At 56.4% G+C, this 12,583-nt stretch carries 9 protein-coding genes and 4 tRNA genes; 8 read left to right on the top strand and 5 right to left on the bottom strand.

Annotated elements, in window-relative coordinates; translation table 11 throughout:
* Positions 1-226 precede the first annotated feature (226 nt).
* A complete protein-coding gene (locus SGN16_RS21345) occupies positions 227-1,231 on the bottom strand; it encodes an NADP-dependent oxidoreductase (RefSeq protein ID WP_053189650.1) in 1,005 nt (334 codons plus the stop codon).
* Positions 1,232-1,457: 226 nt separating this feature from the next.
* On the opposite strand from SGN16_RS21345, the gene SGN16_RS21340 reads away from it, so the two are divergent.
* The 3 genes from SGN16_RS21340 (at position 1,458) to SGN16_RS21330 (ending at position 5,900) form a co-directional block, all read left to right on the top strand.
* Complete coding sequence (locus SGN16_RS21340; RefSeq protein WP_335945272.1) at positions 1,458-2,219, top strand: SDR family oxidoreductase; 762 nt, start codon at positions 1,458-1,460, stop codon at positions 2,217-2,219.
* 205 nt (positions 2,220-2,424) lie between these two features.
* A complete protein-coding gene (locus SGN16_RS21335; protein ID WP_335945271.1) occupies positions 2,425-3,813 on the top strand; it encodes a PLP-dependent aminotransferase family protein in 1,389 nt (462 codons plus the stop codon).
* Between the two features lie 119 nt (positions 3,814-3,932).
* Complete coding sequence (locus SGN16_RS21330; RefSeq protein ID WP_210639865.1) at positions 3,933-5,900, top strand: methyl-accepting chemotaxis protein; 1,968 nt, start codon at positions 3,933-3,935, stop codon at positions 5,898-5,900.
* Positions 5,901-6,049: 149 nt separating this feature from the next.
* Here SGN16_RS21330 and SGN16_RS21325 read toward each other — a convergent pair whose 3' ends face one another.
* The gene (locus SGN16_RS21325; RefSeq protein WP_210639864.1) at positions 6,050-6,808 is read right to left on the bottom strand and encodes a hypothetical protein; all 759 of its coding nucleotides are present in this window, start codon (positions 6,806-6,808) and stop codon (positions 6,050-6,052) included.
* Positions 6,809-7,179: 371 nt separating this feature from the next.
* Between SGN16_RS21325 and SGN16_RS21320 the strand changes: the two genes are divergently transcribed.
* From SGN16_RS21320 to SGN16_RS21300, 5 genes are all read left to right on the top strand, one after another.
* Positions 7,180-7,255: transfer RNA gene (locus SGN16_RS21320), tRNA-Glu, on the top strand.
* Between the two features lie 2 nt (positions 7,256-7,257).
* Positions 7,258-7,333 (top strand) — tRNA-Gly (locus SGN16_RS21315).
* A gap of 105 nt (positions 7,334-7,438) precedes the next feature.
* Positions 7,439-7,514: transfer RNA gene (locus SGN16_RS21310), tRNA-Glu, on the top strand.
* Between the two features lie 3 nt (positions 7,515-7,517).
* Positions 7,518-7,593 (top strand) — tRNA-Gly (locus SGN16_RS21305).
* A 277-nt stretch (positions 7,594-7,870) separates the two neighbouring features.
* On the top strand, positions 7,871-8,503 hold the full coding sequence (locus tag SGN16_RS21300) for a LysE family transporter (RefSeq protein WP_335945270.1): 633 nt from the start codon (positions 7,871-7,873) through the stop codon (positions 8,501-8,503).
* 50 nt (positions 8,504-8,553) lie between these two features.
* Here SGN16_RS21300 and SGN16_RS21295 read toward each other — a convergent pair whose 3' ends face one another.
* The 3 genes from SGN16_RS21295 to amrS form a co-directional block, all read right to left on the bottom strand.
* The gene (locus tag SGN16_RS21295; RefSeq protein ID WP_335945269.1) at positions 8,554-9,810 is read right to left on the bottom strand and encodes a PLP-dependent aminotransferase family protein; all 1,257 of its coding nucleotides are present in this window, start codon (positions 9,808-9,810) and stop codon (positions 8,554-8,556) included.
* Between the two features lie 62 nt (positions 9,811-9,872).
* A complete protein-coding gene (locus SGN16_RS21290; protein ID WP_335945268.1) occupies positions 9,873-11,018 on the bottom strand; it encodes a PLP-dependent aspartate aminotransferase family protein in 1,146 nt (381 codons plus the stop codon).
* On the bottom strand, positions 11,015-12,499 hold the full coding sequence (gene amrS, locus SGN16_RS21285) for an AmmeMemoRadiSam system radical SAM enzyme (RefSeq protein ID WP_210639860.1): 1,485 nt from the start codon (positions 12,497-12,499) through the stop codon (positions 11,015-11,017). Before amrS ends, SGN16_RS21290 begins: the two co-directional genes overlap by 4 nt.
* Positions 12,500-12,583 lie beyond the last annotated feature (84 nt).

Raw genomic sequence — 12,583 nt, 5'->3', positions numbered from 1 at the left:
ATAGCGGTGTGTCAGTCAATACCAATGTTGACTGACACGGCCCCATCGCGAGCAAGCTCGCTCCCACAGTCGTTTTATGTCAGGCCCTGAGCACCAGATTCCACAGTTGTTTTGTGTCAGGCCCTGAGCACCAGATTCCACAGTTGTTTTGTGTCAGGCCCTGAGCACCAGATTCCACAGTTGTTTTGTGTCAGGCCCTGAGCACCAGATTCCACAGTTGTTTGGGTCAGACCTTGAGTACCAACTTCCCGAAATTCTCCCCACTGAACAATTTGGTCAGTGTCTCGGGGAACGTCTCCAGCCCTTCGACGATGTCTTCCTTGCTCTTGAGCTGCCCCTTGGCCATCCACCCGGCCATTTCCTGCCCGGCGGCGGCAAACTGCGCGGCGTAGTCCATGACCACGAAGCCTTCCATGCGCGCCCGGTTGACCAGCAGCGACAGGTAGTTGGCGGGACCCTTCACCGCTTCCTTGTTGTTGTACTGGCTGATGGCGCCGCAAATCACTACGCGAGCCTTGAGATTCAAGCGGCTGAGCACGGCGTCGAGGATGTCGCCCCCGACGTTATCGAAATACACATCCACGCCTTTGGGGCATTCGCGCTTGAGGCCGGCATGGACGTCTTCGTTCTTGTAGTCGATGGCGCCGTCGAAGCCCAGTTCATCGATCAGGAACTTGCATTTGTCGGCCCCGCCGGCGATGCCCACCACGCGACAGCCTTTGATCTTGGCGATCTGCCCGGCGATGCTGCCCACAGCACCGGCGGCACCCGATAGCACCACGGTTTCGCCGGCCTTGGGCGCGCCGACGTCCAGCAGGGCGAAATAGGCCGTCATGCCGGTCATGCCCAGCGCGGATAAATAACGTGGCAGCGGCGCCAGTTTCGGATCGACCTTGTAGAAACCTCTTGGCTCGCCGAGGAAATAATCCTGCACGCCCAACGCACCGTTGACGTAGTCCCCGACCGCGAACCCAGGGTTGTTCGACGCGATCACCTGGCCGACACCCAATGCCCGCATCACTTCGCCGATGCCGACCGGTGGAATATAGGATTTACCTTCGTTCATCCAGCCGCGCATGGCTGGGTCCAGGGACAAATACTCGTTCTTTACCAGGATCTGACCGGCTGCCGGTTCGCCGACCGGTACTTGTTGATAGGTGAAAGTCTCGCGGGTCGCCGCGCCCACCGGGCGTTTGGCGAGCAGGAACTGGCGATTGGTCTGGGCAGTCATGGCTGGCACTCAAGATGAATGAAGCCTTGTTGATAGACCTTCGAAGCCTTTGCCGCAAGGTTTGCTGATACAGCGAATGCAGTTCGATCCAACACAGTGATAGTTCGCCCGGGGGCCTTATCACTGCGGCTCATGAATGCTCAAACGGCAATTGGATAGTGCTGCCGCGTCATCGGGACCTGTGGCTAGACTGGCGACATCCCCCGCATTCTTCGAGGAACAGACAATGAGCATGACGTTTTCCGGGCAGGTCGCCGTGGTAACGGGCGCCGCCGCAGGCATTGGCCGCGCCACTGCCCTGGCGTTCGCGGCAGAGGGCCTGAAAGTAGTGGTGGCAGACCTGGACGTGGCGGGCGGCGAGGGCACGGTGCAGTCGATTCGAGATGCGGGCGGCGAGGCGGTGTTCGTGCGCTGCAATGTGACCCTGGAAAGCGACGTGCAGAACCTGATGAACGAAGTGGTCAATACCTACGGTCGCCTCGATTACGCCTTCAACAACGCCGGGATCGAGATCGAGAAGGGCAAGCTGGCCGATGGCACCGTCGATGAGTTCGACGCGATCATGGGGGTCAATGTGAAGGGCGTCTGGCTGTGCATGAAATACCAACTGCCATTGCTACTGGCCCAAGGCGGCGGGGCGATCGTCAATACAGCCTCGGTGGCTGGTTTGGGGGCGGCGCCGAAGATGAGCATCTATGCGGCCTCCAAGCATGCTGTGATCGGTCTGACCAAGTCGGCGGCCATCGAGTACGCCAAGAAGAAAATCCGCGTGAATGCGGTCTGCCCGGCGGTGATAGACACCGACATGTTCCGCCGAGCCTATGAGGCGGATCCGAAAAAAGGCGAGTTCGCCAACGCCATGCACCCCGTGGGACGTATTGGTAAAGTCGAGGAAATCGCCAGCGCCGTGCTGTACTTGTGCAGCGATGGCGCAGCGTTCACCACGGGGCATTCCCTGGCGGTGGACGGCGGGGTCACGGCTTTCTGAGGACGGTCTGCTGAGACTGTAGGACATAGCCCGCACTGGTTGCGGGCTTTTTCTTGGGCGGCGGAAAAATCCCTGGAAAGGACCGTCAATGTGTTTCAAGGAGTGAGAATCGGCGGTTTTGGTGATGTTGTCTTACATCGTCTGGCGGCGGCCTGTGCTTAACTGTTTCCGGAAATAAAACAAACGCTTAGGAGCTTGGTTACTCATGGAATTGAGAATCGACCGACAGGCCCTGGTGCCCGTCGTGCAGCAAATTGTCGACGGGCTGGCGGGCTGGATCCGACAGGATGCGGTACAACCGGGTACCCGCTTGCCATCCATCCGGCAATTGGCACGGGAGAATCTGCTCAGCCAGTCCTGTGTCAATGAGGCGTGCGAACGCCTGGTGGCCCAAGGGCTATTGGCGTCCCGTCACGGTTCGCGTTTTTTTGTCGCCCCGTCGCCTTCGCTCGGGCACGAATCCATCGGCGAACCCCGAGCGCAAGACGCACCGTCGATCCGGGGGCATTTGACCGACAGCTCGCCATCGGCGCTGGCGTTGGGGGGCGGCGGGCTGCCCGAGAGCTGGCGTGAAAGCGATGACCTGGGCTATGCGATTCGTCAGGTCACCCGCACCGATATGGCCGGGCTGTTCAACTACAGCACGCCGTTGGGCTTGCCTGCCTTGCGTGAGCAACTGGCCCGGCGCCTGAAGTTGCTCAATATCGAGGCCGATAAAGACCTGATCATGACCACGACCGGGGCCACCCATGGGCTGGACCTGATCGTGCGGACACTGTTACAGCCGGGCTGCTGCGTCGTGGTGGAGAGCCCCGGTCATTCGAAGCTGTTCGAGCTGCTCAGGCTGCACAAGATCGACATGATCGAACTGCCCAGAACCCCGCGTGGCCCGGATGTCAATGCTCTGCAGCGGATTCTGGCGACGCACCGGCCCAGCGCCCTGTTCGTCAACAGCGCCTGCCACAACCCGACTGGCAGCAGCCTGGCGCCGGCCATTGCCCAGCGGCTGCTACAACTGACAAAAAAACACGCCATGCTGGTGATCGAAGACGATGTCTATGCTGATTTCCAGGGTTCGGCGCGGGCCCGGCTGGCAGCGTTGGACGCCGACGTGGTCTATGTTGGCAGTTTCTCGAAAACCCTGAGCAGCTCGTTGCGCGTCGGTTTTGTAGCGGCGGGGCCGTCCGTCATTGCGCGCCTGAGCGAGGTCAAAGGCATTACCAGTATGGGCGGCTCGCGGTTCTGTGAGTCGGTGCTTGCCAGCCTGCTGGCCAACGGTGCCTATCGAAAACTGGTCCAGCGCCAGCGGCAACGTCTCAATGGTGACCGGGCCGCGGTGTTGCAGGTACTGGAAGACGCCGACTGGGAAATCTTTGGCAAGCCGGTCGGCGGGCTGTTCATCTGGGCACGTCCGCCAATGTGTGACTACGCTGGAGTACAACGCTTGGCCAAGCGGTTCGGCGTGCTGCTGTCTTCGCGTACCGCCTTCAGCCCTTCGGGCGCCAACAGTGACTGGTTACGGATCAACGTGGCCTACGCATTGGACCCCAGGGCACAAGCATTTTTCCAGGCCGCAGCTCTGGATCGACCTTGAGTGTCCTGAAAACGACGCGGCTGTAGCTTTTTGCCATTATTCCGACGCCAGCATCTTGTGTTGCAGGGCGTCTCGTTGCGAATCTGCAATCAACACACACTGGCAGAGGACTGAGCGCAATGATTTCGGCCGTGCAAGGACGTTTTGCCAACCTGGGTATGGCAAAGAAACTGGGTATCGGGTTCGTCCTGGTGCTGTTGCTCACCGCAGTGGTAGCGGCCATCGGAGTCTGGTCCCTGCAGACCATCAGCCACCGTTTTGAGGGGCTCAAGCAGATGTCTTCCCTGAACAGCGGGCTGCTCAAGGTCAGGCTGCTGGAACAGGAATATGCTTTGCGCTCCGACGCCAAGGTGGCCGATGCCTTGCGCAAGGGCGTCGACGAGCTGATCGCCATGGCAAATGAGCTTAAGGCGCAGTCGGCTGCCAATGTCCCGGTGATGAGCGACGTGGAGCAGGCATTGGTGGCGTATCGCAAGGCGTTCGACGAGTTTGTCGGGTTGAGCCAGAGCAAGGATCTCGCGCTGGAGATGGCCAGTTGGTCGGTGTCCAGCGTCGCCAATAACCTTGATGTGCTGCAGGCGGGGTTGGCGGATGATGGCGCCTATACCTTGAAAGACACCGAAGGCAAGGAGGGCTCCGAATTCATCGAGCAGGCCAACCAGGTCAGCGAAGTGTCGCGGTTGATGCTGCAGGCCATGAACGAAGCCCGGGTTCGTCTGGACCAAAGCCGCAAAGGCAGTGAGGAGGGGGCCGGGCAAGGCAACATCGAGCAGGCCGAGCAGGCCATGAAACAGGCCGAAGCGCTCAAAGCCGTCGTCAAGGACCCGGGTTACCAGACCGTGCTTAACGAAGTCGCCGGGCACATCGCCGGGTTCAACCAGCAACTGGCCGAATACACCGACCTGTTGGCCAAGGAAAAAATCGTCTACCAGCAACTGCACGAACGAGCCGCCCAAGTCGTGGAACGCGTTGACCAAGCCTACGGTGCAGAGGACGGAGCGATGCGGACCGAGTTGAAAAAGAACTCGCTGCTGATTATCGGTTCCTCGGCCTTGGCGCTGTTGGTGGGGCTGATCGCGGCGTGGGTCATTACCCGGCTGATCGTTGCGCCGTTGCGCAGCGTCATTCGCGTGGCCCAGCAGATCGCGTCGGGCGACTTGAGCGCGACGGTCGAAGTGACGCGGCGGGACGAAATTGGCCAGTTGATGCTGGCCATGCAACAGATGGGCGCCGGTCTGAGCAGTATTGTCAGCGGATTGCAGGCGGGTATTGAACAGTTGGCCAACTCCGCCCAGTCGTTGTCGACCGTGACTGAGCAGACCAATCTGGAGGTTAGCAGCCAGAAGGAAGAAACCGAACAGGTCGCCACGGCCATGAACCAGATGACCGCCACGGTCCATGACGTGGCGCGCAATGCCGAAGAAGCGGCCCAAGCGGCCCAGACTGCCGACGATAAAGTCGAGAGCGGCCAGCAGGTGGTGCGTCAGAGCATGGTGCGCATCGAGCAACTGGCCGATTCGGCCACTTCAGCCAGCACCAGTATCGAAAGCCTCAGCGCCGAGATTCAGAACATCGGCACGGTGCTGACGGTGATCAAGAGTGTGGCCGAGCAAACCAACTTGCTGGCGCTCAATGCCGCCATCGAAGCGGCTCGGGCTGGCGAGCAGGGCAGGGGCTTTGCGGTGGTGGCTGATGAGGTGCGGGCCCTGGCCAGGCGCACGCAACAGTCCACCGAGGAGATCGAGCGATTGGTCAGCGCCTTGCGCTCAGCGGCCCACACTTCCGTGCAGCAGATCCAGAGCAGCGGCGAACTGGTAAAAATGGCGGTCAGCGATGCACTGCAGACTGAAAGCGCCCTGGGAAGCATTGCGGCGGCGGTGTCGTTGATCCAACAGATGAATCAGCAGATCGCGGCTGCGGCCGAGCAGCAGAGTTCGGTCGCCGAAGAGATCAACCGCAGCGTCACCAGTATTCGGGCCAGTGCCGATCAATCCTCCCTGGCGATGCAGGGCAATGCCGCGTCCAGTATTGAGCTGGCGCAGCTGGGTGTCAAATTGAAGGGGATGGTGGGGCATTTCAGGTTGTGAAGCGTCGGTAACTCAAGACATATGTGGTGAGGGCGCTTTTGTGGCGGGGGAGCTTGCTCCTGTACCACTGCGCAGCGGTCGCAAAATGGGGCCGCTACGCAACCCGGCGGGAGCAAGCTCCCTCGCCACTTATGCCAGCTTGAGTCGCTTCAGTCGTAAACCTTCTTCTTCTTCCACTCGTCGTTGTCCTCGTCTTCCTTCAAGCCTTCGGTCAACTGGTTGACTTCGCCTTCCACAGGTTGGGTCTTGGCCAGGACCATGGAGTTGGCGCGAGCCAGGAGTTTCTCCAGGTAGGCCAGTTGTTCGGCGTAGGCCTGCGGTTCCTGTTGTTTGCGCAGGTACTGCACGCCGCGCTCGAACGCCAGACGGGCTTGCCCCGGTTGTTCTTGCTGCAAGGCTTGTTGGCCGAGGTTGTTGAAGAACTCGATGTGCAGCAGGACCAGAATGTGCCGCACTTCGCGAATCCAGCGCTTGGCTTCGTTGGCAGGCAGAAAGCCGTCCTGGGCGGCGCGGGTGATCTGGCCGTGCAAGGCTTCGAGCAGAAAACGCACGTCCTTGGCCTTGGCTTCGGTCAGGATCGGTGCCGGTGGATTGTTCACCGGGATCGACTCACCTTGGGCAGCCAACGCGTTCAGTTCTTCAAGGCGCGCCTTGACCCCAGCGTTGGTTTTCTCCAGGTTCAACAAGCGCTGGCAAACGTTGAGCTCAAGGCGCGTCATCAGCAACTTCAGGGCCGGGGTCATCAACTGGCCGGGGAAGGTTTCGGTGAGCTCGCCACAGCGACGCAGGCGGTCGTTAAGTTCCACCTTGGTGCGGGCCTTTTCCAGTTTGTTGTTCTCCACCACATGGTTCATGTAGCCGATGGCGATCAACAGTGCGATCCCGGCTACAACGAGCAGGGTGATCATGAGTGGTGTCACCGGTAAGACCTCTTTATTAGGGTTCGCATGTTATGAGTGTAGTGGCTTGGCTTTTAAGCGCATAGGCCCGTGCACCGACATTAGACGGGCGTCGTGCGTTCACAGGCAACGCGGCGCAGATGGATGCACATTGCCACTATTTGTCGGGCGCGACTATAACGTCTTGGCGAGTGGCGGAATATAGGCGCCAGAGACCGGACGGGCAAAATCTGCTAAACGGCCTTAAACCGGTCGAAGTCATTGATTTAAATAAATTTATATCTGGGGGTTGACGACCTTCCAATCCATCCATAGAATGCGCGCCACTTACAGCGTAAAGCACTCAGCCAAACGCGATAAGCAGTGAATGTTGTACGTGTGTCCCCTTCGTCTAGTGGCCTAGGACACCGCCCTTTCACGGCGGTAACAGGGGTTCGAGTCCCCTAGGGGACGCCAATGCGGGAATAGCTCAGTTGGTAGAGCACGACCTTGCCAAGGTCGGGGTCGCGAGTTCGAGTCTCGTTTCCCGCTCCAATTTTAAACAGCGTTGCTTTCGAGCAGGGCTGAGTGAAACCAGAACCGGTATCTTTGGATACGGATCTGGGCACTGGAACACACACCATGTGTTCCGGGCAGCGTGTCCCCTTCGTCTAGTGGCCTAGGACACCGCCCTTTCACGGCGGTAACAGGGGTTCGAGTCCCCTAGGGGACGCCATTTGCGGGAATAGCTCAGTTGGTAGAGCACGACCTTGCCAAGGTCGGGGTCGCGAGTTCGAGTCTCGTTTCCCGCTCCAAATTCAAAAAACGCCGCTCAATGAGCGGCGTTTTTTTATGCGCGTAAAAAAAGCCATTTCACCTCTAGGTTATGACCTATCCCCTCAAAGCCCTTTAACGAGCATTTTGTACGGATTGTTCTTGTTTGAGGGGGAGAGCGCTGCGGGCCTTAATAATGAAGGGGAGATTGGTTTACTTCATGCAAAACTGCCGGAAAAACGCTGAGGAAGATTAATAATTAATTTCTAAAAAAATGCACTTCTCCTAACCTTCCAGTAACCATTAGGAGGTGCATTTATGCTGATTTTCGTTAAATCAATGGTCATTGGGTTGTGCATTGCAGCCCCTGTGGGACCCATTGGGCTGTTGTGCATACAGAGAAGTCTCATGCTTGGCTGGAGAGCCGGTTTCGCGACAGGGTTGGGGGCTGCCACGGCCGATTCGATCTATGGATTCATCGGTGCCTTGGGTGTCACCGCCATCATCGCGACACTTATTAGCTTTAAACCCTGGTTGTGTATTTTTGGCGGTGTGTTCCTCGCCTACATCGGTTATCAAACAATACGATCGAAGGGCGGTGCAACTGCCATGGCGGGTGAGCGCGCCAACATGTTCAAAGCCTATTCGACCACGCTGTTTTTGACCCTGTCGAACCCAATGACGATCTTGTCGTTCATCGCGATATTTGCCGCGCTGAGTGACGGCATGGTCAATGATCAAAGCAGTCAACACTCTGTGCTGCCCATGGTGACCGGTATCTTTCTGGGGTCGGCTGCCTGGTGGTTGGGGTTGAGCGGGTTCTCCTCCATCTTCAAGGCCAGGATCGCCGAGTCGAAGCTTAAGTTGATCAACTATCTTTCCGGGGCAACCATTACCGTCCTGGGAGCCTACCAGGTAGCCACTGGCGTCATGTTGGCTACGGGAGCCTGAGCTCTCCGCCAGTGAATGATGCAGTCCCCTGCGGTCCACGAGGGGACGTTTTACTGAGTTCTAGACTCGACGTACGCCCTGAAACGGCTTATCGCCTCTGTGATGTCGGATGCTGTCGCATTACTAAACGACAACCTGACCTGATTAACCGCGTCGTTGGTCAGTGAAAATAAGGACGTGGGAAACACTATGACTTTGAAATGCTTGGCGCATTCGCACATTTCAGAATATCCAAAGGCGAAAGGCAGGTGCATGTTGATGAAGAAGCCGCCGGCCGGTTGATTCCACGTAAGCGTTCTTTGGGCATCAACCCAGGGTCGAAATTCACGCTCAAGGCATTCAAGCATGTGGTCTCTTTTTTGGGTGTAAGACAAGACTCTGGGTTGGTTCAGCCTTTTCAGCGAATAATTGTTCTCGATCAGTAAGCCTGCGACAACAGCCTGGCAGAGGGCGGGGGTATTGACCGTGACCAAACTCTTGGCCTTGCACAGCCTGGCGCTGAAGGGCGTAACCCCGGCTCCCTCTGGAGCGACCACGTAACCCATGCGCAAACCCGGAAAAATCGACTTTGAAAATGACCCAAGCAGGAACACTCGACTGCTGTCGATCGACTTCATCGACGGCGTCTTCTCTCCTTCGTACCTGAAGTAACTGTAGGCAGTATCTTCCAGGATGAAAAAATCCATTTCCTTGGCTAATGCAAGCATCGCTCGTCTGTCGTGATAGGACAGGCTGTCAGCGGTGGGATTACTGAAATCCGGAATTGCGTACAGTGCCTTGATCTTTTCCCCTCTGGACTCAAGCTCTTCGGCTAACTTGCGCAGGGCCGCGGGGTCGAGAAAGGTCGCCATGGGAATGGGTAGGATTTTTATTCTTAGCAGTTTTGCGATGCCCGTAATCCCGGAAAACACAGGATCCGGCACTAATAGAACACCGCCGCTCTCAAAGATCGATAAGAGCGCCAAGGTGCACGCCTCTTGAAAGCCCATGCACACCACAATACTTTCAGGATCAAGAATCTTTATCCCTTCATCCACCTGCAAATAGTCGGCGAGGATTCCATTGATGATTCCGGAGGTTTTTCCATACTGACAGAGCAGTGTCGCAAGTGAATGGTCAGTGTCGGCAACGTGTTGCCTGTAACGGGCCAATCCCCTGTCAATGAGAGAGGGGTCGCACTGCTCATCATCCGGTCGACCTGAGGCCAGGGAAATGGCCTCCGGGTTTTCTTGGGCAATGGAGTTTAAAAGGTGGATAACGTTCAGAATCGGGTCTTCGAATATCGTGTTTTCGAAAGCGCTGGACAATCTTGCTTCTCCATAAAAAAGCAACGAGCCATTGAAGGCTCGTTGCCCATGATTAACACCGGTTAGGCAGGGTTGAGTGAGCTTTTTTGATCCACCTTCTTCTCCATGGCTTCGAATGCTTGCAGCAGGTCGGCTTTAAGGTCCTCGAGGTCCTCCAGCCCAAAGCACAATCGAACCAAGCCTTTCCCTATGCCCATGTCGGCTTTTTCCTGATCTGTCATCGAGGCATGGCTGCCACTAAAGGGCTGCGCAACCATCGACGTGACGCAGGCCATTCCCGTGCCGGTGCCAAACCATTTGAGCGCGCCGGTGAAGGTTTTATAGAAGGGAACCAGGTCAGGCCGGATATCAACAAACACAATGCCGCCATAACCGGTCAATTGTTTCCCATCGACGCGTGGATAATAGACATGCTCAATAAACGGCAGTTCTCGCAGGTAGTTGAGCATGCTGGATGTGGTTTGGCTGTGTTTCTCCATGCGCAGGTTGAAGGTCTGCATGCTTCTGCGAAGCAGCCAGGCGCTGTTGGGGGTTAATATCGAGCCTGAATAAAAGCGCCCTTCGAGCAGCCGGTTATAAATCATCTCATTGTTGACAAGCACCAAACCGCCCATGACATCGCTATGCCCGGAGAAGTATTTCGTTGCACTGTACAGTGAAATGTCGGCCCCCAAGTTCAGTGGCTTCTGAAATATCGGGGTGGCCCAGGTGTTATCAACGACGATCAGGGCCTGCGGGTTGTTTTGCTTGACGGCCTTACTGACCGCATGAATATCAATGTCCTTCAGGAAAGGATTGGTCGGCGTTTCAAAAATGACCATGTCGACATTTGCCGGTAACGCTTCCAGGCCGCTTTTCGTGGTGAGATCGAGGATCGTCAACTGCGCACCGATACGCGCCGCATACCGCTGAAACAACTTATAGGAACAGCCATAGATGAATTTGTTGATCACCAGCGAACCACCCGGTTTCAACAGCTCCAGAATCATATAGATGGCGCTCATCCCGGTGCTGTAGGCCAAGGCGTATTCGCTGCCTTCCAAGGCTGCGACAACCTGTTCCAATTCAGTCACATTTGGATTGGCCTTTCTCGAATAGAAGAATGCCGAGTCCGCGCTGAAAGCACTGCACTGATAGATAGGCGTTACTGAGGGATTAGCCTCTCGATCATCCACCTGAATATGAAGTATTTCAGTCGACACACTCATGACTGGCTGACCATTTTAATGACTTGTTCATACATGTTCTGCTTGCCCTCATAACCAATGGTTGGGGTTATGTCATTTTGTGAAATGCCAATCTCTTCAATCGACTCGGTCGGGAAGTGAGCCCTGTCAAAGACCTCATGAAGGTTGGAGTTCACTCCGTTGGGAAGCCAGACCTCTGGACCTGATTCATCGATGCGAGCCTTGGCGATAATGAATCGATAGCTTTCATACGGGCGCAATGTCAGGGGTTTCCACTCGCTGTTGCGCCCGTCGGTATAATTGCGGCGCAGGTAGACGGTCTGTTCAAAGTCCTGGGTATTCAGCACTTGGGCGTGCAGCGACACGATATCCCCGTGCCACTCGAATTTGCGCTTCTCGTAAGCCGTCAGCGCTTCCTCTTGCAGCTCAACAGCTGCGTTCGCTTGGTATTCGCCCAGTAATTTGAAATGCGCGTCGTGTCCGCACTGGGAGCAGCAACCCTTGCTGTCCAAGCCGATGATTTCAGCGTTCAAACCGTAGCGGGTAACGAGCAGCGCGTTGCAGTTGTTGCAACTGGTATTGGTGCCCTCGACATCATTCACGTTACCCAGGTAAACATGCTCGACGCCCATGCTCCGGGCGACGTCCCGAGCCTTCAGGAGCCTGTCCACCGGGGTACGGATGCTGTTGCTCATTTTGTAATCGGGGTGAAACCGTACGAAGTGCAGGGGCACGTTCGGACCCAGTTCATCCAGTACCCACTGGCTGATTTTCCTGGCCGTATCTTCATCGTCGCTGATGTCGGTCACCATCAAGGTGCTGACTTCAACATATTTGCCGGCATCGTAGACTTTCTTGATGCCAGCCAGGACCGGCTCCACCCAGCCTGTTGTGACCTTCCGATAGTATTCGGGGGAAATGGATTTGAGTGAAATCGAGAAGATATCAATGACCGGCAGTAACTCATCAATGGCTTCTTCACTGATAAAAAAGGCTGATTTATACAGATTGATCAGGCCCGCTTCCTTGGCCAGCTTTGCCGTGTCGAGGATGAATTCATGCCAGACGACAGGATCGTTATAGGTCCAGGAAATGACGCGTATACCATGCTTGAGCGCGGTTTCCACTACCTGCTCAGGGGTGTAGTAGTAAACGTCTTTGTCGGTGACATACTTGGCTTGTGAAGTCTTCCAATTGTGGCAATAACCGCAGTTGAGCATGCAGCCGATATTACCCAGGGAAAGAATTCGTTCACCGGGAGCAAAGTGGAATACTGCCTCGGTTTCGATCGTCTCTTCGGTGCTGTGAACGCCTTTACCGTAGTTCAAGGTAACGAGTCGCCCCCCACGGTTCCCACGTACTTTGCAAAAGCCTAGTTTGCCTTCCTGTATGACACAGTTTCGCGGGGAAAGATGGCACTTTACGGCGCCTCCAGGGAGTATTTCTTCCAGTTTTGCCGGGGTGCTTTCCAGGGTCCAGTTTTTATTTTTTGCAGTGTCCATCTCTCACTCCTCATCACGGAAGTTGCTATCAGTATCATCGGTTAAAATCGTCGAGGCGAAACAAAGCCGCCGCCAGGGACGGTA

The sequence above is a fragment of the Pseudomonas sp. G166 genome (assembly GCF_037027455.2).
In the GTDB taxonomy this organism is placed as follows: Bacteria; Pseudomonadota; Gammaproteobacteria; order Pseudomonadales; family Pseudomonadaceae; genus Aquipseudomonas.
This window is presented reverse-complemented; position numbering and strand designations above follow the sequence as displayed.